Source organism: Pseudofrankia sp. DC12 (assembly GCF_000966285.1).
Lineage (GTDB): Bacteria > Actinomycetota > Actinomycetes > Frankiales > Frankiaceae > Pseudofrankia.
On sequence record NZ_KQ031391.1, the window covers coordinates 4,307,108 to 4,328,667 of the forward strand.

Consider the following 21,560-nt stretch of genomic DNA (forward strand, 5'->3'; position numbering starts at 1 on the left):
CCGGCAGCGTCGAGCATCGACCGCGCCTGACTGTGGTTGCACACCACCCGGCGGTCGACCGTCTTCGGTGGCTTCCACTTGAGCGAGGTCAGCGGGTTGACCGCCAGGTCCCGCCGTTCCACCGCGTAGTCCAGCGCCTCCGGCCGGGAAGACCTCAGGGGCTCCGCCCCCGAACCCCCGGCCAGCTCCCAAAGGAGAGGGGGAACGAACACGTCCGCGTGATCACTTCGGTATGCCAGCGCCCGAGGGCTACCACCGGAACCCCGGCCGCGCAAGATCCGCACAGCTCATAGCGGATCAAGGAGTGTCGGCGGATCTTGCACGGCCGAGAACCCGGAGGTAGGGACAAGCCCGCCGGCACTCCGAAGGGATCACGCTCGCCACAGCCATGAGGGCCGAGCCCTCGAAGCCTGCAAGCCGAGTCGGGTCATGGTCGTGCGAGGCGGTGGCCGGGCGGAAGGCCGCGGTGCACGAGCGTTAGTTGGCCCGTCGGTATGGCACGGGGAAGGTAGGCATACCCGTTCGGCGAAGGCGCTAGATCGCTATCGGGTACGCCGTCAACCTGCCACACGTCGACCGGCCCGCCGGTGTTGTTGAGGTAGACGAACCAGTCGGCCTCCGACTCGTCCCGGCACAGGAACACCCCGGAGACCTCAGGCCTGCGACTGCCAGCGATACCGCGGGCTTCGCCCATCTGGGACCAGTCGAGCCCGTGCTTCAACACCGAGTCGCGGTTGGTCGTGGACGTGACGTGGAAGTGCACATCGCCATGGTGCCGCTTGGGCGTACCTACGTGCACGTCGCACTGGCCCGGGCGTAGCAAGACTGCATCGACACAGGTAGGCGTAACCGTCCGTGGCAATTGGTCACATTCTGTAAAACTGTCGGCTCGGCCTACGTTGGTTCGAACCCAACACCTGCCACTACCCCGCAGTATCTGCACCACCGCAGGTCAAAGGCCCCGGGAGCGATCATCGGGGCCTTTTCCGTACCCGCGGTCGATCGCGGCAGTTGCCGGCTGGCCGTGGACAATGCGTGGACGCGATCATGGCCCCGTCTCCAGCGGGTGTCGATCCGTCGGCGACCGGCGAGGTCGTCGCCGTCCACATCAGCCGATCATGGTCGGTGCTGGCTTCCCGTGACAATGCGTGGACGCGATCACCGCGCGAGTGCCCCCTCCGACGAGGTCCGCCGGTCCAGATGTCCCAATGATCGCCGTCTCGGCCTTCTGGTGGTTGCAGCCGGGCCTGTTTCGCAGCGATCCGAGGGTCGAGGCGGCGATCGAAGTGAAGGGCCCGACCTTGGCGACAACGTCGGGTTGCCACTTGCCTGCGGGTCGATCAGGCCGTCGCATGTGGCTGCGACTCGGAAGGTGCCCTGGCTGTGGGCTCGGTCAGGCGACGGCGTCGAGCTGGGCCCTGGTGAGAGCGGGGTGCAGCGTGAGGCCGAGGTCGGCCAGCCGCTGCGCGCCGCCCTCCTGACGGTCGATGACGCAGACGACGTGTTGGACGGTCGCGCCCTGCTCGCGCAGCACCTTGGTCGCGTCGAGGACGGCGCCGCCGCTGGTGACCACGTCCTCGATGAGGACCACGTGCTTCCCGGCGAAATCGCCGCCCTCGGCGATCTGGCGGGTGCCGTACTCCTTGGCCTTCTTGCGGACGAAACGGGCCGGCAGGCCGGTGCGGGCCGAGAGCAGGGTTGCCAGCGGGACGCCGCCGAGCTCCAGGCCGGCCAGCAGCTCGGCCCGCGCGGGCACCAGCGGGACCATGGCGGCGACGATGTCGGCGAGCAGCGCCGGCTCGGCCTCGAACCGGTACTTGTCGAAGTACTCGGTGCTCGTCTTCCCGGAACGCAGCACAAAGCTGCCGGTCAACAGTGCCGCGGCCCGGACCCGGGTGGCCAGCAAGGAGATCTCGGTTTCGTCGCCCACGCCTGCCGACTCTAGCGAGCGGCGGCCCCAGGTCAGGACCGACCTGTGAACGCTGTGACCAGCCGGCAGCACCAGGTCGGGAGCGCCGGTCGGCGGGGCTCAGGAGCGGCGGAGACGGGCGACGTAGCGGTCCAGCCATTCGGCGGCGAACCAGGCCGGGTCCCAGTCATCGGGCTCGGTGTCGTGGACGGCGCGCCAGGTATAGGTGAAGGCGAGCGGTCCGGTCGCGGCGGTCGACGGTTCCGCGGCTGCCGTTCGGACCCGGCGGACCTGGTAGGGGGCGCCCTCCCAGGAGTCGAGAAGATCCCATTCGGCCGGCGTCAGACCGGACAGCAGCAGGCCGTGAGCCTGACCACCTGGGGCGGGCACCAGGCCGGGGTAAGGCCGGCCGGGAAGCCGGGCCGCCCGCCAGCCGGGCGCGACGGCCTCGGCGACCGGCGGCGTGCGGCCGAGTAGCGCCCCGACGACGGGCGCGAACGTCAAGGTCCCGTAGGCGAACAGCGCCAGCCCGTCGCGCTGGTCGGCCGGGGCCTCGTGCTGGCTACGGCCGGCTGGAGCACTCATGTCCCGGGCCGCCCGGCGGCGAGCAGGTCGGGGACGTCGGCGATCGAGTCGACGACGTGGTCCGGGGTGGCGTCGGCGGTAGCGAGGGCGTCCGCGCGGAACTTTCCGGTCCGGACCAGGACGCCGGTCAGACCGATGGCCTGCGCGCCAAGCACGTCGCCTACCAGGTCATCGCCGACCATCACCGCTTCGCCGGGGGTGACGCCGACAAGGTCGAGGGCGGCCGAGAAGAACGTGGCCGCCGGCTTCCCGACGACCTCTGCCTTGGTACTCGTCGCCTGTTCGAGGCCAGCGAGGTAGGCCCCGGTGTCCAGCGCCATGCCGTCGCTGGTCGCCCAGTAGAGGTTGCGGGCCAGCGCGACGAGCGTGGCGCCCGCGAGCACGTCGCGGAGTACCTGGGTAAGCGCCGCGTGGCTGTACTCGGGCCCCGCCCCGCCCAGGACGACCACGTCCGGGTGCTCGTTCGGACCGGCCCACCGGATGTCGCCGAGGTCGGCGCTGATGTCGCCGCTGTTGAGCAGGCGAACCGAGGCGCCTGGATGGTGTCGGCGCAGGTAGGCGGCGCCGGTCGTGGCCGCGGTGATGATCTCGTCGTCCCGTGCGTCGATGGCTGCGGCTCGAAGTGCCAGGCCGATCGCCGCTCTGGTCCGCGACGTCGTGTTGGTCAGGAACGCCACGGCGAGGCCGGCGTCCCGGATCTGGCGCACGGCCCGCGCCGCTCCTGGCAGCGGTCGCCAGGAGACGGTGAGTACTCCGTCGATGTCGAGGAACACCGCCCGGCAACCCATGCCGGCACCGTAACGGCCCTGGGGCCACGCGCCACCCGCTCATCCAACCCGGAACTCAGCTGTAACACGCCCGGATCGGGCTCCCCGCGCTCACGGTGGGCGCTCGGCTCCGCCGATCCGTCCAGCTCGGTCGGCCGGGTCGCTCTCGGCCTCCCCCGTGATCGCTCGCGGGGGAGGCCGGTTCGCCCTGGCCGTGGGTCAGGGAGCCACGACCGCGGCCACGGCGCCGGACGCGGGAGCGGTGTCATGTGACTCCGCGACCTGGTTGGTGGTGGAGTTCCAGGTGAGCTTGCCGTGCTGGAAGGCGCTCTCGCGGCCGCCGGGGACGTCGTACTCGTCGCTGACCGGCAGTCCCAGCCAGGAGCCGGAGCCGCCGTCTGCCAGGTACTTCTTCAGGATCTCGCCGTGCACGATGAACGCGCCCAGGGCCGGGTGCCAGTAGATCCGGCCGCCCTCGAACACGGCCGACAGCCCATCCGGCGCCGTTGTCCACGAGATGTCCTCGAGCGGCCGGCCCAGCGAGCCGTTGCTGCCACCCCACGCCAGGTACTTCTGCGCGATCGGTCCGAACAGGGCCCGGGTCCCGGTCTCGGCCGACCAGAACATCAGCCCGTTGGCGTACGGCTGCCAGCGCCCGCCGCCCGCAGGGCCCTCACCCCGGGTCGGGGCGCCCAGCGAGATGTGCAGCAGCGGCTCGGCCGCGTACCGGGCGGCGATCTGGTCGATGGTTCCGTTCGCGCTGGCACTCAGGTCGGCCGCGCTGCAGCAGAACGCGTTGACGTCGACCCGGCCGTTGATGCCGCTTACCGCGCCGCCGGAGTCGTACTGCCAGATCAGCCAGTTCGGCCACCCGCCGGGCAGCGGGCCGGGGTTGGCGTTGTTGTTGTAGATCGCGAACCAGAGCGGGTACTTCGCGAACGCCTGCGTGTTGGCGATCTTGTCGGTCCAGAAAGACCGGAAGGTATACAGAATCGGCGTCCGCCCGGTCGCGCCCTCGACCGTGCGCAGGAACGTCTGCGTCCACTTCGTCAGGTCGGTGGGGCTGAGGCCGCCGGTGGTCTCCAGGTCCAGTACCGGAGCCAACTGCCCGATCGTGTTGGTGTTGCCGACGGCGGCCAGGAAGTAGTTCGCCTGGTCGACGGCGGTCGAGATCGGCAGGGCCGGCCGGGCGTAGTGGTAGGCGCCGATGGTCAGCCCCGCTGCCTGGGCGCCGGCCTTGTCCGACGCGAACTGCGGGTTGGTGTAGTTCGTCCCCTCGGTCGCCTTGATCACGGCGAACTGGTTGCCCGCGGCCTTGACGGCGTTCCAGTCGATCGCAGCACCGTTCTGGTGCTGCCACGACGAGACGTCGACGCCCTTCGGCCAGGCGGGATTCGGCGACGCCGCCGCGGTCGCGGTCGTCGAGAGCGCGAGCGCGGTGATGGCCATCAGGGCTACTCGCGGCAGGCGCCGACGGCGGCGGGCCTGGTCGGCCGGGACGGGGCTTCTCGTCACCGTGGGCGTGACTGTCGAGGGCCGGGCCGTCCGCGGACTGGCTGCGGGGGGCTGTGCGACCTGCGGCTGCAACGTGGCGGTCACCGCAGGTTGCTGGGCCGTCCGGACCGGCAGCCGCTCGCTGGCCGACAGCCGTCCGGCGGCTGGCCGGTCCGCGGACAGCTTTCCAGAGGATCGCTGGCCTGCCGAGAGCTGGCCTGCCGAGAGCTGATCGGCTGGCGGGCGGGGCGACGGTACGGCAACGTGGTAGCCGTCGGCGGACGTTCGCGCCGGGGGCAACTCACTTGCGGCGGGCGGTGTCGCTTGACGGGGTGGCGTCTTTGCCGGGGGCAGCATCAGTTCAGGGGGCAGGGTCGGTTCAGAGGGCAGCGTTGCTCCGGCGTGCATCGGCCTACCGGCCTGCGGTCGCGTGCCGGCGGACAGCTGCGTTCCGGGGGACAGCTGCGTTCCGGGGGACAGCGGTGTTCCGGGGGACAGCGGTGTTCCGGGGGACAGCGGTGTGCCCGGAGGCAGCGGGGTGCCGGCCGGCACCTGGATTCCCGGTTGCCCGGCCACCGGGTCGCCGTGCGGTCCGGTGCCCCTGGGCCTCGCCGGGCTGTTACCGGGCGGCCGGTCGCTGGCCGCGCCGTCGGCGGCGAGGGCCGCCGGCTGGCTGTCCTGGTGGTGCCGGGCGGGGTGGGGCATGGGGCGCATGGGCAACCCTCGCTGGTCGCGGGTTCTGCTCGGGTCCGCTCGTCAGAGCGCGGCCGGGCGTCCCGCTCAGCGGGTGTCAACGGCCGTCAACCACGCTAAGCGCCAACTCGGCTACTCGGTGCTACCACTCTGCGGTTCGCAAGGAGTTTGTCGATGCCCCCAATTGCGATCAGTCAGAATGTCGCGACGTTTCCCGAACCAGCGGGTGCCCGCGCACGCCCCGAAGTGCCGCCACCTCCAGTCCGGCCCCGCACCCGGCGTGGCGCACCCCAGTACCCGGTTTCTGCCTCATCGTGAAAAGCGCTGCTACGTAACGGGAACCGAACCGAAGACCCCGCTCGACTCGAATCGGGCCAGACGCCCGATGCTCAGGGCTTGTCTCACCGTTCGCCGCGCTGGGACCAGCTCAGGGAGCTGCCGAGCCGCGAGGCCCCAGCCCGCAGGGCGGCCGGGAGGCCTCAAGCTGGGACGAGCCCGGTCGAGTCTCACCTGGCGAGTCGCGTCATGCCTGGCGGAGGTGGGTGGCTCGGATTCGGGACCACAGTGCATGACTCGGATGCGTCCGTGGCGGCGAGAGCTGGGCTGGGGGCGGAGGCGTTGACGGCGTCCGTGGCCGGCCGGGCAAGGGGGTCGGCAAGGGGCGAACGAGCGGCGCGAGATGGTGGTGAGCCCCACGCTGTGGCGGCCGGCCGAGGGCGTCAACCTGCTTCCCACACCCGGCTCGCCATCGTGTAACGTGTGTCCGGCGAGAGCAGCGCCCCTTTAGCTCAGTCGGCAGAGCGTCTCCATGGTAAGGAGAAGGTCTACGGTTCGATTCCGTAAAGGGGCTCGACGGTCCGACCGGCATCGGGTCGTGGTCAAGATCGATGGCCACTTCTAAATCCGTTGTTGTGTGTGGCCTACAGCCAGTACGCTGCCGGTCGGGACGCCCGCCGTATGTGGCGTTCGAGGCGGTGTAGCTCAGCCTGGCAGAGCAAGCGGCTCATAATCGCTGTGTCGCCGGTTCAAATCCGGCCACCGCTACGGTCAACCTGTTCGTCGCCCTTCGGGCTACTTCCCGGTTGATGGATGTCCTCCCAGGGGGCGACCCCCTGGAACCCCCGCGTCGGGGGGGGGGCTTCGCCCCCCCGTTGGCTTGGGTTGCGTAGGTCGTTGGGTGGCTCCCGGGGGCTGGGTACCTGGGGCTCGGGGTTCTTGTCGGCTTGGGTTTGCGTGTAGCGCGGCTGGCTGGCTGTGCCTAGGGGCTGGTCAGGGGCTTGCTCGGGCGAGCCCTTTGGTGTCGGCTAGACTCTTTCTGGACTCTGGTCCGGGGTGACCCCGGACCTGGGCCGCGCTTCGGGCGCGGCTGGCCGTGGAGCGGCGGGCCTCCCACGAGAGGTGTCCGCTTCGCGGCGTCTGACCGTTTGGTAAACCGCTACAGGAAGAGGCTCACGCCGTGGCCGCCACCGACGTTCGTCCGAAGATCACTCTGGCGTGTCAGGTGTGCAAGCACCGTAACTACATCACGCGCAAGAACCGCCGCAATGACCCAGACCGTCTTGAGCTGAAGAAGTTCTGCCCGAACTGCCGGCAGCACACGGACCACCGCGAGACCCGGTAGGTCCGCGGCGCGACCGCGAGTCTCCGGGCAGGTCGCGGGATGCTCGCGCCAGGCGGCCTGCCCACCTCGGGCGGCTTACCTGGCTCACCAGGGCTGGTCCTGGATCGGCCCGGTCCGGTCCGGGATTAACACGTTTGAGCCCTGACGGATGTCGGGCCCGCTAGGCGAGAGGCCGGCGACCAGAGGTCGCCGGCCTTGTCGCGTCCAACCCGAAACTGGCCGCGAGCGAATCCGCCAGAGGTTGCCCCTTGCATCGAGCCCGTAATGGTCGCGAGGGGGCCTGCTCTGCCGGGTGCGCGGCTTCCGATGGGTGCGGGTGGTGCGTGGTACTGGTAGGGGGTTAGCCGGACCCGGCCGGGTCATCAGACAGATCGGAGTCCTTCATGCCGCTGAACCAGGCCTTCATCGGGCGGGAGTTCGCCGCGAGCACGCCGTTCCTGGTCGGCCGTGAGCACATCCGACAGTTCGCCCGTGCGATCGGGGACCCGAACCCGCTCTACCACGATCTTGAGGCCGCCAGGACGGCCGGCTACCCGGACCTGGTCGCGCCTCCGACGTTCCTCGTCGCCGCGATCCCCGGCGCGCTGGGCCTGCCGGTCGACGACCCGGCCTTTGGCCTGGACTTCTCGCTGATCGTCCACGGTGAGCAGCGCTTCAGCCTGTCGCGACCGGTGGTGGCCGGTGACGAGCTGACGGCGGTGACGGCTCTGACCGGCCTGCGCACGGTCGCGACGAACGAGGTACTCACCGCCGGCTATGACTTTCGCACCACGTCTGGCGAGCCGGTCGCAATGGGCCTGTGCGGCCTGGTCTCCCGCGGCACCGCCGACCCGAACGCCGGCCCGGTGCGCGTCGCGGCGCCCGTGCCGCCCGCGCCGCCCACCTCGCCCGAGAGCTCCGCGCGGGCCTCGACGGTGCGTTACGACGACGTCGAGGTCGGCGCCGAGCTCCCGGCGGCCTCCTTCCGGATTCGCCGCGCGGACCTCGTCCGCTACGCCGGCGCCTCTGGTGACTTCAACCCGATCCACTGGAACGAGAAGGTCGCCGCCGAGGTCGGCCTGCCCGGCGTCATCGCGCACGGAATGCTGACGATGGCGACCGCCGGCCGGGCCGTCACCGACTGGGCGGGTGATCCGGGCGCCATCTGCGAGTACGGCGTCAAGTTCTCGTCCCCGGTCGTCGTGCCGAACGACGATGCCGGCGCGCTCGTCGAAGTACGTGGCAGCGTCGAGAGGAAGCTCGACGGCAACCGTGCCGTCGTAAACCTGACCGTCCGATGGGACGGCAACAAGGTCCTGATGGCCGCCCGCGCCACCGTCCGCCTCGCCTGACGGCCGTCCGCCTCGCCTGACGGCCGTCCGCCTCGCCTGACGGTGCGCGTGGCCGTCAGGCCGGTCCGGCCAAGCGCGGCACCCGGCCGGCCTTCGCGTTCCCGGCAAGCGATCCGCCGGCGGCCGCCGTCCCGTGGGACAGTGGCCGCCGGCATTCTCACCGCTCGATCAGGACGCCTCCGCCAACAGCGCGCCGATGCGGCGCACGCCCTCGGCCAGCTCGCCGTCGCCGAGCGCGTAGGACAGGCGGGCATAGCCCGGTGTCCCGAACGCCTCACCAGGCACGATCGCGACCCCGACCTCCTCCAGGATCACCTGGCACAGCTCACTCGAGTTCGTCGGTGTCTTGCCGCGAATCGTCCGGCCCACCACGTCGCGCAGCGACGGGTACGCGTAGAAGGCCCCCTCAGGCAGCGGGCAGTCCACGCCGGGGATGTCGCTGAGCATCTGGTGCATGGTGCGCCGCCGCCGGTCGAACGCCTCGCGCATCTGCGCGACCGCGTCCAGCGGGCCGGAGACGGCGGCCAGCGCGGCGGCCTGGGAGACGTTCGCGACGTTCGACGACAGATGCGACTGCAGGTTCGACGCGGCCTTCACCACGTCCGCCGGACCGATCAGCCAGCCCACCCGCCAGCCGGTCATCGCGTACGTCTTGGCGACGCCGTTGAGGACGACGCACCGGTCGGCGATCTCCGGGACCGCGACCGGCATTGAGGTGAAGCGCGCGTCGCCGTACACCAGGTGCTCGTAGATCTCGTCGGTGATGACCCAGAGGCCGGCGCCGGCGGCCCACTGGCCGATCGCGCGGACCTCCTCGGGGCTGTGCACCGCGCCAGTCGGGTTCGACGGCGAGCAGAACAGCAGCACCTTCGTCCGCGGCGTGCGGGCCGCCTCCAGCTGCTCGACCGTCACCCGGTAGCCCTGCTCGGGACCCGTGACGACGTCGACCGGCACGCCGCCGGCCAGCCGGATCGCCTCCGGGTAGGTCGTCCAGTAGGGCGCGGGCATCAGCACCTCGTCGCCCGGGTCCAGCAGCGTGGCGAACGACTCGTACACGGCCTGCTTGCCGCCGTTGGTGATCAGCACCTGGCTCGGGTCGACGACCAGGCCGGAGTCCCGCCGGGTCTTCTCGGCTACCGCCTCCTTGAGCTCGGGAAGCCCGCCGGCCGGGGTGTAACGGTGCATGCGGGGGTCTCGGCAGGCCTTCTCGGCCGCCGCCACGATGTGGTCGGGGGTCGGGAAGTCCGGCTCGCCCGCGCCGAACCCGATGACGTCGCGACCGGCGGCCTTCAGGGCCTTGGCGGTGGCGTCGACGGCGAGGGTGGCAGAGGGGGCGATGCCGCCGATGCGGCGCGAGATCCTGCTCATGGAGGACCATGCTGCCAGAAATGTTGGGTCCTCCGTGTGAGCCAGACGCGGCGCGCCCGCGTCGAGGGGGTATGCTCGATCCGCTCGGGCCGTCATCGACGGGATACCCGCGCGCCCGTCAGGGTCTGGTTCCTGTAGCACTAGGCGCCCAGGCGACTCGCCGGCTCGGTAACGCAGTCGGTGGTCCCCGTCCTCCAGAGGGTTTCTCGAGGACGGCAGCCCGACGGGACGCGGGCGGCCGCCGGAACAGGGCCGGGTTGCTCCTAGGGGCGTGGCTCAATTGGTAGAGCACCGGTCTCCAAAACCGGCGGTTGCAGGTTCGAGTCCTGTCGCCCCTGCGTAGGTCAGACGATCGAGAGTGGTGGAGCTGTGGCGACCGACACCCGTGACGCGGCTCCGCGGGCCAAGCAGCCCTCGCGGGCCGGCGCGCGGCGTCGTATGACACCGCTTCGGTTCTACCGCGAGGTCGTGGCGGAGCTGCGGAAGGTCATCTACCCGGGCCGGACGGAGCTGATCACCTACGTGGTGGTCGTGCTCGTCTTCGTGTCGGTGATGACCGCGATCGTGGCCTCTCTCGACTTCGGCCTCACGAAGCTGGTGCTCCAGATCTTCGGCTGACCGCGCCCGCTCACCGGAAGCAATGGGGGGCCGGCGGGCTGGTTCGCCGACCGGCCCTACCGAGCCGGCCGCGGCGCGGCGGTGGCCGGCCGGGGCGACGCCCGGTGCGAGTCGGGCGGCGCCGGGCACGAGCCAACAGGTGCCCGGCCCACGGCGCCAGCCAGCAAGGTCTACCAGAGGAAGCCCACGACCAGCGAGCCCGAGTCCCCCACGAACCAGCGCAGCCGCCAAGGGACGCACACGAACGTCTGTGCGCCACGCGGCGACCATAGGAGTAAGGATCGTCCCCGTGTCCCAGTCTCCCGAGCAGCCCGCCTCCGAGCAGGGGGAGGCTGTCGAACGCCTTGACCCGCTCGCGGCGTTCGAGAACGACGAGGTGGCGAGCACGGACGCCGGCGCGGAGCTGGACGGCGATGGCTCGTCCGCCGCGTCGGCCGACGACCTGACCGCTGGCTCGCCTGCCCCCAGCCCCGCCGTGGCCGACGACGAGGAGGACGAGGACGAGCTGCGCCGCGCCCTCGAAGCGGCGCCGGGCGACTGGTATGTGATCCACTCGTACGCCGGCTACGAGAACAAGGTCAAGACGAACCTCGAGACCCGGATCTCCAGCCTCAACATGGAGGACTACATCTTCCAGATCGAGGTGCCGCTCGAGGAGGTGCCGGTCGTCAAGAACGGCAAGCGCCAGATGGTCACCCAGAAGAAGTACCCGGGCTATATCTACGTCCGGATGGACCTGACCGACCAGTCCTGGTCCGCGGTCCGCAACACCCCCGGTGTGACCGGCTTCGTCGGCCTGACCAACAAGCCCTCCCCGCTACGCCGTGAGGAGGTCTTCTCCATCCTCGTCCCGCCGGCGAAGAAGGAGAAGAAGGTCGAGACCGTCAAGGTCCAGGAGTTCGACGTCGGCGAGTCCGTCACCGTGATGGATGGGCCGTTCGCCACCCTGCCGGCTACCATCAGCGAGATCAACATGGACGCCCAGCGTCTGAAGGTGCTGGTCTCCATCTTCGGCCGCGAGACTCCGGTCGAGCTGCAGTTCAACCAGGTCGCGAAGATCTGACCGGCAGGTCCTTCCAAGATCTGAACCGTCCGGGTGAGGCGGGCCTGGCCTGGCCGCTAGCTATCCTTCATAAGTAGCTACCCCGAGGGCCCGCCTCAGCTGTCCACCCAGGGGCCGGCCCACCCGAAGGAAGAACGAGATGCCTCCCAAGAAGAAGAAGATCACTGCGGTGATCAAACTCCAGATCAACGCCGGCAAGGCGACCCCGGCGCCCCCGGTTGGCCCGGCGCTCGGCCAACACGGCGTCAACATCATGGAGTTCGTCAAGCAGTACAACGCGGCCACCGAGTCGCAGGTCGGCAACGTCGTGCCGGTGGAGATCACGGTTTATGACGACCGTTCCTTCACCTTCATCACGAAGACCCCGCCGGCCGCGCGCCTGATCCTCAAGGCCGCCGGTGTCGACAAGGGCAGCGCCGCACCGCATCGCGACAAGGTCGCGAAGCTGTCGGCCAAGCAGCTGCGTGAGATCGCCACCATGAAGATGCCCGACCTCAACGCCGTCTCGATCGAGGCCGCCGAGAACATCATCGCCGGCACCGCCCGGTCGATGGGCGTCACGGTAGAGAAGTAGGTCTTCGTCCGCCGGTCCGCTGACGCGGATCGCGAGGGGCTCCGGTCCCGGACACCCCGCCTCGCGCTTCGGCCGACGGTGGGACGCCACGCAGGTGGGAGGGCCCTCGGACAGCGTCTGGGGAGCCCGCCTGAACCACAAGGAGCACACATGAAGCGCAGCAAGGCCTACCAGGCCGCCGCTGAGAAGATCGACCCGAACAAGCTGTACAGCCCGCTGGAGGCCGTGGGCCTCGCGAGGGAGACGTCGGCCACCAAGTTCGACGCCACCGTTGAGGTCGCCTTCCGGCTCGGCGTCGACGCCCGCAAGGCCGACCAGATGGTCCGTGGCACCGTGAACCTGCCGCACGGCACCGGCAAGTCGCCGCGGGTCGCCGTCTTCGCCGCTGGTGAGAAGGCCGCCGAGGCGCAGGCCGCCGGCGCCGACATCGTCGGCAGTGACGACCTCGTCGCGCGCATCCAGGAAGGCTTCCTGGACTTCGACGCCGCCGTCGCGACCCCCGACCAGATGGCCAAGGTCGGCCGGATCGCTCGAATTCTCGGCCCCCGCGGCCTCATGCCCAACCCCAAGACGGGCACCGTGACCCTCGACGTCACGAAGGTCGTCAGGGAGATCAAGGGCGGTAAGATCAACTTTAAGATTGACAAGCAGAACAACCTGCACATTGTCATCGGGAAGACGAACTTCACCCCGGAGCAGCTGGTCGAGAACTACGGCACCGCGCTGGACGAGATCGTCCGGGTCAAGCCGTCCGCCGCCAAGGGCCGCTACCTGAAGAAGATCACGGTCACGACGACCATGGGCCCCGGCATCCAGGTCGACCCGAACCGCCTGCGCAACCTCCTCGAGAACGCCACGAACTGACGTACGTTCGTCCCCTCGGGCGAGCCAGCCCTCCGCGAGCCGTGCCGGTCCCTGACCGGCACGGCTCGCGCCATTCCTGAAGCCGGCCGCCTTTCCCGAGGCCCGGCGCCGCGTTGCCCGTAACCGGACGCCGCGCGCTCGTGGCCGGAGGCTGCCGGGCATGGCCGCCACGGCCGGCCTGATCGCTGTTTCGGTCCTCCGGTGCTCGTGATCTGGCTCCGCTGGGGACCACCAGGGGCACAAATGGCGATCAACGCCAACAGGTGGCACCGCGCGATCGAGAGAACCTCGGCAGAACCGCGGTGGTCGGTATCTGTGTGGTAGGCCCGGGACCTGCGCCGGCAGGGTAGAGCCCGCGCCCGGCGCGGGCCCTGACGATGGCCTTCTGGCGGCCGGCTCAGTGTGTGGGGCTCGAGAGTTGCTAGACTCGGCTCAGTTCCACACCGAAGACCGCTGGTCGCCGTCCGCCTGCCTGTCAGGAGACGGCCGAAGGCCCCGGAAGAATGCGGGCGGCCCGCGCAGGTGACGGACGCGAACCGCCGCAACGGGCGCCTGATGGGTGTTCGGCTTGTGCGGTCTCACGCCCCGAGCGCCTGCGCCGGGGCGTTCGTTGTTTCATGGGTCCTTGGGGAGACGGCCGGCACCTTTCCCAAAAGGAGCCCCATGGCGAACCCTGAGAAGAGCGCCGCCGTGGCGGAGATCACCGCGGAGTTCCGTGACTCCGCCGCGGCTGTCCTGACCGAGTACCGCGGCCTGACCGTCGCGCAGCTCACCGAGCTGCGTCGGTCGCTGGGCGAGAAGACCAAGTACACGGTCGTCAAGAACACCCTCACCAAGATCGCTGCTGAGCGTGCCGGCGTGACCGGCCTCGACGGCCTCCTCGTCGGCCCGACCGGCGTCGCGTTCGTCGGCGGCGACCCGGTCGAGGCGGCGAAGGTTCTGCGCGAGTTCTCGCGCGCGAACCAGGCCCTGGTCGTCAAGGGTGGCTTCGTCGAGGGCAAGGCGATGTCGGCTGACGACATCCGCAAGCTCGCCGACCTGGAGTCCCGCGAGGTCCTGCTGGCCAAGCTGGCCGGAGCCATGAACGGTTCGCTGGCCAAGGCCGTCGGTCTGTTCGCCGCCCCGCTGTCGCAGGCCGCCCGGCTCGCCGAGGCGCTGCGCGCCAAGCGCGAGGCGGAGGGCGCCGCCGAGGCGTCCGCCCAGCCTGAGCCGGCTGTCGCGGCCGAGTAGCCGAGGGCGTTCGGTCCAGCCGACCGCCACGCACCATCCGCGGACCCAGGTCGCGTCGCACGAGACCCGTCCGCATCAGACGACTGAAGATCAGTAGAGGAAGGAACCGCCATCATGGCGAAGCTCTCGACCGTCGAGCTGCTCGACGCGTTCAAGGAAATGACGCTGCTTGAGCTGTCCGAGTTCGTGAAGCAGTTCGAGGACACCTTCGGCGTCACCGCCGCCGCGCCGGTCGCGGTTGCCGCGGTCGCCGGTGGTGGCGGCGCCGAGGCCGCTCCGGCCGAGGAGGAGAAGGACGAGTTCGACGTCATCCTCGAGGCCGCTGGTGACAAGAAGATCCAGGTCATCAAGGAGGTCCGCGCCCTGACGAGCCTCGGCCTCAAGGAGGCCAAGGACCTCGTGGACGGCGCGCCGAAGCCGGTCCTGGAGAAGGTCGCCAAGGACGCCGCGGACAAGGCGAAGGCCGCCCTCGAGGGCGCCGGCGCCACCGTCACCGTCAAGTAGTCCCCGCGCGGCGGTTCCGGCCGGATCGGCGAGGTAGCTCCGAGATCGGCGTAGCCGATCCGAGTTGCCGTCGAGCTGGCCGGAACCCTGGCCGCGCACCCGCCGGGCCGGCGGCGCCATCCGCGCCGCCGGCCCGTCCCGTTGTGCGCCCGGCATGGGCAGTCGTTTGGAGGTGGAAGTCCTCTGGGGGAGGCGGCGGTGCCAACCCCGAGCCGGAGGCGACGGCGTCACCGTGAGGTGGGGCTGGGAGGAAGCCCGAGGCGAGACCCCTGCACCGAGGGACACGAACCGTGTAGGAGGCGTGCCGGTCGGGTGAGCCTGCAATGGAAGGTGAAGCCCGTCATCGCCAGAAGGCTGGTACGTGGACACGGCGGGCGTAGGGGGACAGCGGCTGTTCTTACCCGGGGAGGTCTGTCCGCACCGTGATCCGTGCGTCCGCGCGTAGCACACATGGGGCCTGCGTGGACTGTGGCAGAAGTCAGCAGAGGTCGTAGTACCAGCCGGGATCTGTCAGATGGCAGGAAGGGCCGAACGTCAGGATGAGCGGACGAGGGGTGTTGCTCGTGCCGGTCGCGGGGATCGCTGTCACCCCGGGTCAGGGGCTGCTGTGGGAGGAGACGGTGCATCCGTCGGAGACCACGGTGGGGCGTAGTGGCTGGTCGGCGCGCACTGCCGAGTCTGTTTCCGAGCCGATGGCTGGCCTGTGGGACCAGGTGTGGTCGCGGGCGAACCTTGTCGGTGGCGTTGCGGCGTGTCGAGGCCAACCGTGGCGCGCCGGGGGTGGACGGGATGACCACGGCCGAGTTGCGGCCGTGGCTGGTCGAACACTGGCCGGCGGTCCGGGAGGCGCTCGATACGGGAGTTACCGGCCTGCGCCGGTCCGCCAGGTGGTGATCCCGAAGCCTGGGGGCGGGCAGCGGATGCTGGGGGTTCCCACCGTTTTGGACAGGTTCCTTCAACAGGTGCTCGCCCAGGTGCTGGGTCCGCTGTTCGATCCGCATTCCTCGGGGTCGAGTTTCGGGTTCCGGCCGGGGCGGTCCGCTCATCGGGCGGTGCGGGTGGCCCGGCGGGCGGTGGCCGAGGGGAGGAAATGGGTCGTTGCCGTTGATCTCGACCGGTTCTTCGACCGGGTCGGGCATGACGTGTTGATGGCCCGGGTCGCGCGCCGGGTGGAGGATCGCCGGGTGCTGCGGCTTGTGCGCCGTTACCTGGAAGCCGGGATCATGGTCGAGGGTGTGAGGCAGCCGACGGAGGCGGGAACCCCGCAGGGGTCTCCGCTGTCGCTGTTGTTGTCGAACGTCATGTTGGACGACCTGGACCGGCTGTTGTGGGAGCGGGGGCACCGGTTCGTCCGCTATGCGGACGATGTCCGGGTGTTCGTGGGTCGAAGCGGGCTGGCCAGCGGGTGTTGGACTCGGTGGCCAGGTTCGTGGAGGACCGGCAGCGGTTGCGGGTGAACCGGGACAAGTCGTGGGTCCGGCCTGCCCAGAAGGCGACGCTGCTCGGCTTCGGGTTCTACTTCACGCGGGACGGAGTGAGGGTGCGGGTCGCCCCGGAGGCGATCGCGCGGCTCAAGCGACGGCTGCGGGAGTTGACCAGTCGCCGGTGGCGGGTGTCGATGGCTGACCGGCTCAACCGGCTCAACCGGCTCAACCGGCTCAACCGGCTCAACCGGCTCAACCGGCTCAACCGGCTCAACCGGCTCAACCGGCTCACCAGTTCCGCGCCCGCCAAACTCAATGTCGCTGTGATCGCTGTTCTGCCCCTCTGGTGGCTGCGGAACAGCCCTCGGTTACGACCAGCCGAGGGCCGAAACGGCGATCAGGAGAACGCCGGGACCGGGTGGGAGGTCGGCGGGGTGCGGCCCTGGCGCCGGGCGTCGTCATAGGCCGCCGCGCCTGAGTCTCGCTCCGTCCGCCGGTTGCCGCTGGTAGTCAGCCCAGTGCGGCGGAGTTGGCCGCTGGCGGCCGAACACGGCCCGCGGGGACCCCGGGGCCACCCCCGGAACGCCGCAGCGCCGCTGAGGGCCTCCTCGCCCCGCTGGCCGGGGCCGGCCCGGACCCGCGCCCACCGCGCCGCGCCAGGCGGGCCCCGAGGCATGCCCCGGGGCCGGTACGCGCCGAGTCCGGCGCTGGCCCGGTCCAGGTGAGATGGGTTACGGTCCATCACCGGCGCTCGCGGAACCGCGTGCGGGAGCCGGCCGCGGCGGGCGCGTGCCGGCCGCCGGCGCTGGGATGGCCGAGCGTGATCGCGGCCGCGCCTGGCGGGGCGTCTGGACGGCCGCCGACGAATCGACATCGCGTGCGGTGGCCGGCCAGGCGGAGTTGTCCGATGCTGGTAGGACCGTCCGGCGTACTACTCGGGGCTGGCGGGATGCGGGGCGCGCGACGGCGACGGGCCTTCCGGGCGAGTGGGCCAGGGGCGGCACGAGCGGCAGATCGGTAACTAACCGCTCATGGGGTCCGTCTGAGGGGTTGACTGCATCGCCCACAACGGAGTTCCATCATTTGGCGGACCACCGCCGCGATCTGGCGAAGTCGGGCAGGCTAACGCCCTGTGAGGAGCGCCCCGTAGAGGGCGCGCCGCGCGGGTATCCGGCCCGGCGTCAACCAGGCGGCACGCGGCCGGTCGCGCCGGGTCTCGACGAGGCCGGCTCGGATCGGCAGCGGCGGCGAAGACGCGAAGCGGTGGCCAGGAAGGCCGCGCGGTGCCCTCGGGCGCCTGGGCTGGCAGCTGACAGGAAGGCGGGACAGGGCGGGAACACGGCAGGTCGGATGCAGGCAGCAAGATCGCCGAAATACAGCGCGAGAGTGTGCACCACGAACATGACGACGGGGCTTGTCGGCAGTGCGGCCTGAGGCTACACTGCTAGTTTGCGCTGTCCTTTTCGTTGCACTGGGCCTGTCAGATCCGTTCCCGCCACCCGTGGTGGTCTCGCCGGCATCCCTCCCGCTGGGCCGTCGGCGCCCCGCCATCTCCGCCGGGACCGGCGTCTGATGCGTCCCGTGCGATGACCGGGAACAGCGCACCCGGTTCGCCGGCTTGCTTCCCGTAGGGACAGCTTCGCCGGAGGCCGTGACGTCTGCCAGGGTGCGGTTCTCAGACCCGGTGTCGCGCTGCGCGCGACCCGAGCGGGTCAGGGGCGGCTTCTGAGGTCTCACGTCCGGCCGAGCCGGTCATCCGGACCGCACGACCGCCTGCCCGCCCAACTGAGCACCGCCTGCCTGCTCGCTGGCCTTCAGCCAGCGTCGCCAAGACCCGATGCCGGGGAACGTCCCGGATCTCCCGCTCCGCGCGTGTCGCGCGTCACGGGGGTCCGACGTCCCGGGCTCCGGATGTCTGGCGTGAGGGGGAGTGGAGGTGCTCACACCGAGACCACCGGCCGACTACCCCGCTGACGCCGCCCCCAAACGCGGCGAGACACTGATCACCTGACCACCCCGACGGCTCGTCGGCATCTCCCGCCCGATGCCAGGCCACCGGAAGGACCACCTTGGCCGCCTCGCGCTCCGCCTCCCGCATCTCGTTCGCCAAGATTGTCGAGCCCCTTGAGGTCCCGGATCTACTCGCCCTGCAGACGCAGTCCTTCGACTGGCTGATCGGCAGCGATGCCTGGCAGGAGAGGGTCCAGGACTCCGTCGACGCCGGCCGCGACGATGTTCCGCTGACTTCTGGTCTCGAGGAGGTCTTCGAGGAGATCTCTCCGATCGAGGACTTCTCGGGCTCCATGTCCCTTTCGTTCCGGGATCACCGGTTCGAGCCGCCCAAGTACTCCGTCGAGGAGTGCAAGGACAAGGACATGACGTTCTCGGCGCCGATGTTCGTCACCGCAGAGTTCACCAACAACACCACCGGTGAGATCAAGAGCCAGACCGTGTTCATGGGCGACTTCCCGCTCATGACCCCGAAGGGCACCTTCGTCATCAACGGCACCGAGCGAGTGGTCGTCAGCCAGCTCGTCCGCTCGCCCGGGGTGTACTTCGAGAAGTCTCTCGACAAGACCTCTGACAAGGACCTGTTCTCCTGCAAGGTGATCCCGTCCCGGGGCGCCTGGCTGGAGTTCGAGATCGACAAGCGTGACACCGTCGGCGTCCGCATCGACCGCAAGCGCCGCCAGTCCGTCACCGTGCTGCTCAAGGCGCTTGGCTGGGACGAGGCCCGCATCCTGGAGCGCTTCGGCGACTACCCGTCGATGCGGGTCACCCTGGAGAAGGACCACACCTCCGGCCAGGACGACGCGCTGCTGGACATCTACCGCAAGCTGCGGCCGGGTGAGCCGCCGACGCGCGAGTCCGCTCAGACGCTGCTGGAGAACCTCTTCTTCAACCCGAAGCGCTACGACCTGGCCAAGGTCGGCCGCTACAAGGTGAACAAGAAGCTGGAACTGCACGTCGAGGGCGCCACCGGCGTGCTCACCGAGGACGACATCGTCCGCACGATCGAGTACGTCGTGAAGCTGCACGAGGGCACCGACCAGGCCTACGAAGTGGACGACATCGACCACTTCGGCAACCGGCGGCTGCGCACGGTCGGCGAGCTGATCCAGAACCAGGTCCGGCTCGGCCTCGCCCGGATGGAGCGGGTCGTCCGTGAGCGGATGACCACCCAGGACGTCGAGGCGATCACGCCGCAGACCCTGATCAACATCCGGCCGGTCGTCGCCTCCATCAAGGAGTTCTTCGGCACCAGCCAGCTGTCCCAGTTCATGGACCAGACCAACCCGCTGGCCGGTCTGACCCACAAGCGCCGCCTGTCGGCGCTCGGCCCGGGTGGTCTGTCCCGTGAGCGGGCCGGTATGGAGGTCCGGGACGTCCACCCGAGCCACTACGGCCGGATGTGCCCGATCGAGACGCCGGAAGGCCCGAACATCGGCCTCATCGGCTCGCTGTCGACGTTCGCGCGGGTCAACCCGTTCGGCTTCGTCGAGACCCCGTACCGCAAGGTCGTCGCCGGCCGGGTCACCGACCAGATCGACTACCTGACCGCGGACGAGGAGGACCGGCACGTCGTCGCCCAGGCGAACGCCCCGCTGACCGGGGACGGCTCCTTCGCCGAGGACCGGGTGCTGGTGCGACGCAAGGGCGGCGAGGTCGAGTTCATCCCGCCGGACGAGGTCGACTACATGGACGTCTCGCCGCGCCAGATGGTGTCGGTCGCGACCGCCATGATCCCGTTCCTGGAGCACGACGACGCGAACCGCGCGCTCATGGGCTCCAACATGCAGCGCCAGTCCGTGCCGCTGCTGCGCTCGGAGTCGCCGCTGGTCGGCACCGGCATGGAGGCCCGCGCGGCCAAGGACGCCGGCGACGTGGTCGTCTGCCAGCAGGCCGGTGTGGTCGAGGACCTGTCCGCCGACTACATCACCGTCATGCACGACGACGGCACCCGGCGCACCTACCGGCTGGCCAAGTTCCGCCGCTCCAACCAGGGCACCTGCATCAACCAGAAGCCGATCGTCGACGAGGGTGCTCGCGTCGAGGCCGGCCAGGTGATCGCGGACGGCCCGTGCACCGACAACGGCGAGATGGCGCTCGGCAAGAACCTGCTGGTCGCCTTCATGCCGTGGGAGGGGCACAACTACGAGGACGCGATCATCCTCTCCCAGCGGCTGGTCCAGGACGATGTCCTCTCCTCGATCCACATCGAGGAGCACGAGGTCGACGCCCGGGACACCAAGCTGGGCCCGGAGGAGATCACCCGCGACATCCCGAACGTCGCCGAGGAGGTCCTCGCGGACCTCGACGAGCGCGGCATCATCCGGATCGGCGCCGAGGTGAACCCCGGCGACGTCCTGGTCGGCAAGGTCACGCCCAAGGGCGAGACGGAGCTGACCCCGGAGGAGCGGCTGCTGCGCGCGATCTTCGGCGAGAAGGCCCGGGAGGTCCGGGACACCTCGCTGAAGGTGCCGCACGGCGAGTCCGGCAAGGTCATCGGTGTCCGGGTGTTCTCCCGTGAGGACGGCGACGAGCTCCCGCCCGGCGTGAACGAGCTGGTCCGGGTCTACGTCGCCCAGAAGCGGAAGATCACCGACGGTGACAAGCTCGCCGGTCGTCACGGCAACAAGGGCGTCATCGCGAAGATCATGCCGCAGGAGGACATGCCGTTCCTCGAGGACGGCACCCCCGTCGACGTCGTGCTCAACCCGCACGGTGTGCCGCGGCGTATGAACATCGGCCAGATCCTGGAGACCCACCTCGGGTGGGTCGCCAAGACCGGCTGGCAGGTGGACTCGGGTGACGAGGAGTGGAAGGAGCGGCTCCGCTCGATCGGGGTCGACTCGGCCGCGCCCGGCACCAACGTCGCCACGCCCGTGTTCGACGGTGCCCGCGAGGAGGAGATCACCGGCCTGCTCGACTCGACGCTTCCGAACCGGGACGGCGTCCAGCTGATCGGGTCGTCCGGCAAGGCCAAGCTGTTCGACGGCCGGACGGGCGAGCAGTACCCGTACCCGGTCGCGGTCGGTTACATCTACATCCTCAAGCTGCTGCACCTGGTCGACGACAAGATCCACGCTCGCTCGACCGGCCCCTACTCGATGATCACTCAGCAGCCGCTGGGTGGTAAGGCGCAGTTCGGTGGCCAGCGGTTCGGCGAGATGGAGGTGTGGGCGCTGGAGGCGTATGGCGCCGCCTACGCCCTGCAGGAGCTACTGACGATCAAGTCCGACGACGTGCACGGTCGCGTCAAGGTCTACGAGGCGATCGTCAAGGGCGAGAACATCCCGGAGCCCGGTATCCCCGAGTCCTTCAAGGTGCTCATCAAGGAAATGCAGTCGCTGTGCCTGAACGTCGAGGTGCTCTCCAGCGACGGCGTCCAGATCGAGATGCGCGACACCGACGAGGACGTGTTCCGGGCGGCGGAGGAGCTTGGGATCGACCTGTCCCGGCGGGAGCCGAGCAGCGTCGAAGAGGTGTGAGCGGCCGACCGGCCCGCCCGTAA

General features: G+C 69.9%; 16 protein-coding genes, 3 tRNA genes and 1 pseudogene. 15 read left to right on the forward strand and 5 right to left on the reverse strand.

The window, feature by feature from the left end; translation table 11 throughout:
- Positions 1-1,393: 1,393 nt before the first annotated feature.
- The 4 genes from pyrE to FRADC12_RS17335 all read right to left on the reverse strand — a co-directional run bounded on the left by pyrE (position 1,394) and on the right by FRADC12_RS17335 (position 4,710).
- Positions 1,394-1,930, reverse strand: coding sequence for an orotate phosphoribosyltransferase (pyrE, locus tag FRADC12_RS17320; protein ID WP_045877434.1), 537 nt, complete (start codon positions 1,928-1,930; stop codon positions 1,394-1,396).
- A 99-nt stretch (positions 1,931-2,029) separates the two neighbouring features.
- Positions 2,030-2,494: a gamma-glutamylcyclotransferase family protein gene (locus tag FRADC12_RS17325; protein WP_045877435.1), complete on the reverse strand. Its 465-nt coding sequence runs from the start codon at positions 2,492-2,494 to the stop codon at positions 2,030-2,032.
- Positions 2,491-3,282, reverse strand: coding sequence for a TIGR01458 family HAD-type hydrolase (locus FRADC12_RS17330; protein ID WP_045877436.1), 792 nt, complete (start codon positions 3,280-3,282; stop codon positions 2,491-2,493). The genes FRADC12_RS17325 and FRADC12_RS17330 overlap by 4 nt, the downstream gene beginning before the upstream one ends.
- A gap of 198 nt (positions 3,283-3,480) precedes the next feature.
- Positions 3,481-4,710 (reverse strand): GH25 family lysozyme, encoded by a 1,230-nt coding sequence (locus FRADC12_RS17335; RefSeq protein ID WP_045877437.1) that lies wholly within the window; start codon positions 4,708-4,710, stop codon positions 3,481-3,483.
- Between the two features lie 1,515 nt (positions 4,711-6,225).
- Here FRADC12_RS17335 and FRADC12_RS17340 point away from each other — a divergent pair.
- The 5 genes and pseudogenes from FRADC12_RS17340 (at position 6,226) to FRADC12_RS33260 (ending at position 8,400) form a co-directional block, all read left to right on the forward strand.
- Positions 6,226-6,298 (forward strand) — tRNA-Thr (locus FRADC12_RS17340).
- A gap of 120 nt (positions 6,299-6,418) precedes the next feature.
- Positions 6,419-6,492: transfer RNA gene (locus tag FRADC12_RS17345), tRNA-Met, on the forward strand.
- Positions 6,493-6,904: 412 nt separating this feature from the next.
- Complete coding sequence (gene rpmG / locus FRADC12_RS17350) at positions 6,905-7,069, forward strand: 50S ribosomal protein L33 (protein ID WP_013427341.1); 165 nt, start codon at positions 6,905-6,907, stop codon at positions 7,067-7,069.
- A gap of 383 nt (positions 7,070-7,452) precedes the next feature.
- Positions 7,453-7,902, forward strand: a pseudogene (locus FRADC12_RS33255) (FAS1-like dehydratase domain-containing protein); the annotation flags it as partial.
- 81 nt (positions 7,903-7,983) lie between these two features.
- Positions 7,984-8,400 carry a MaoC family dehydratase gene (locus FRADC12_RS33260; protein WP_283215140.1) on the forward strand — a complete coding sequence of 139 codons (417 nt, stop codon included), beginning with the start codon at positions 7,984-7,986 and terminating at the stop codon, positions 8,398-8,400.
- A gap of 168 nt (positions 8,401-8,568) precedes the next feature.
- Here FRADC12_RS33260 and FRADC12_RS17360 read toward each other — a convergent pair whose 3' ends face one another.
- The gene (locus FRADC12_RS17360; protein WP_045877439.1) at positions 8,569-9,768 is read right to left on the reverse strand and encodes a pyridoxal phosphate-dependent aminotransferase; all 1,200 of its coding nucleotides are present in this window, start codon (positions 9,766-9,768) and stop codon (positions 8,569-8,571) included.
- Between the two features lie 265 nt (positions 9,769-10,033).
- On the opposite strand from FRADC12_RS17360, the gene FRADC12_RS17365 reads away from it, so the two are divergent.
- The 10 genes from FRADC12_RS17365 to rpoB all read left to right on the forward strand — a co-directional run bounded on the left by FRADC12_RS17365 (position 10,034) and on the right by rpoB (position 21,537).
- Positions 10,034-10,106, forward strand: a tRNA-Trp gene (locus FRADC12_RS17365).
- A gap of 100 nt (positions 10,107-10,206) precedes the next feature.
- On the forward strand, positions 10,207-10,386 hold the full coding sequence (gene secE / locus FRADC12_RS17370) for a preprotein translocase subunit SecE (protein ID WP_198152950.1): 180 nt from the start codon (positions 10,207-10,209) through the stop codon (positions 10,384-10,386).
- A 289-nt stretch (positions 10,387-10,675) separates the two neighbouring features.
- On the forward strand, positions 10,676-11,449 hold the full coding sequence (gene nusG / locus FRADC12_RS17375; protein WP_045877441.1) for a transcription termination/antitermination protein NusG: 774 nt from the start codon (positions 10,676-10,678) through the stop codon (positions 11,447-11,449).
- Between the two features lie 139 nt (positions 11,450-11,588).
- The gene (gene rplK, locus FRADC12_RS17380; RefSeq protein WP_045877442.1) at positions 11,589-12,023 is read left to right on the forward strand and encodes a 50S ribosomal protein L11; all 435 of its coding nucleotides are present in this window, start codon (positions 11,589-11,591) and stop codon (positions 12,021-12,023) included.
- Positions 12,024-12,173: 150 nt separating this feature from the next.
- On the forward strand, positions 12,174-12,887 hold the full coding sequence (rplA, locus tag FRADC12_RS17385; protein WP_045877443.1) for a 50S ribosomal protein L1: 714 nt from the start codon (positions 12,174-12,176) through the stop codon (positions 12,885-12,887).
- Positions 12,888-13,550: 663 nt separating this feature from the next.
- Entirely contained in the window at positions 13,551-14,117 is a 567-nt protein-coding gene (gene rplJ / locus FRADC12_RS17390) for a 50S ribosomal protein L10 (RefSeq protein WP_045877444.1), read from the forward strand.
- A gap of 114 nt (positions 14,118-14,231) precedes the next feature.
- Positions 14,232-14,621: a 50S ribosomal protein L7/L12 gene (gene rplL, locus FRADC12_RS17395; protein WP_045877445.1), complete on the forward strand. Its 390-nt coding sequence runs from the start codon at positions 14,232-14,234 to the stop codon at positions 14,619-14,621.
- A gap of 941 nt (positions 14,622-15,562) precedes the next feature.
- Entirely contained in the window at positions 15,563-16,078 is a 516-nt protein-coding gene (locus FRADC12_RS32385) for a reverse transcriptase domain-containing protein (protein WP_232303860.1), read from the forward strand.
- Positions 16,039-16,509 (forward strand): hypothetical protein, encoded by a 471-nt coding sequence (locus tag FRADC12_RS32390; RefSeq protein ID WP_198152952.1) that lies wholly within the window; start codon positions 16,039-16,041, stop codon positions 16,507-16,509. The genes FRADC12_RS32385 and FRADC12_RS32390 overlap by 40 nt, the downstream gene beginning before the upstream one ends.
- A gap of 1,605 nt (positions 16,510-18,114) precedes the next feature.
- Complete coding sequence (gene rpoB / locus FRADC12_RS17405; RefSeq protein ID WP_045877446.1) at positions 18,115-21,537, forward strand: DNA-directed RNA polymerase subunit beta; 3,423 nt, start codon at positions 18,115-18,117, stop codon at positions 21,535-21,537.
- Positions 21,538-21,560: the final 23 nt, after the last annotated feature.

Excerpts from the sequence above, each read along its gene's own strand:
- FRADC12_RS17325 (WP_045877435.1), bottom strand. The coding sequence starts at position 2,494 with ATGAGTGCTCCAGCCGGCCGTAGCCAGCACGAGGCCCCGGCCGACCAG.
- FRADC12_RS17330 (WP_045877436.1), bottom strand. The coding sequence starts at position 3,282 with ATGGGTTGCCGGGCGGTGTTCCTCGACATCGACGGAGTACTCACCGTC.
- FRADC12_RS17335 (WP_045877437.1), bottom strand. The coding sequence starts at position 4,710 with ATGGCCATCACCGCGCTCGCGCTCTCGACGACCGCGACCGCGGCGGCG.
- FRADC12_RS17360 (WP_045877439.1), bottom strand. The coding sequence starts at position 9,768 with ATGAGCAGGATCTCGCGCCGCATCGGCGGCATCGCCCCCTCTGCCACC.
- secE (WP_198152950.1), top strand. The coding sequence starts at position 10,207 with ATGACACCGCTTCGGTTCTACCGCGAGGTCGTGGCGGAGCTGCGGAAG.
- rplK (WP_045877442.1), top strand. The coding sequence starts at position 11,589 with ATGCCTCCCAAGAAGAAGAAGATCACTGCGGTGATCAAACTCCAGATC.
- rplA (WP_045877443.1), top strand. The coding sequence starts at position 12,174 with ATGAAGCGCAGCAAGGCCTACCAGGCCGCCGCTGAGAAGATCGACCCG.
- rplJ (WP_045877444.1), top strand. The coding sequence starts at position 13,551 with ATGGCGAACCCTGAGAAGAGCGCCGCCGTGGCGGAGATCACCGCGGAG.
- rplL (WP_045877445.1), top strand. The coding sequence starts at position 14,232 with ATGGCGAAGCTCTCGACCGTCGAGCTGCTCGACGCGTTCAAGGAAATG.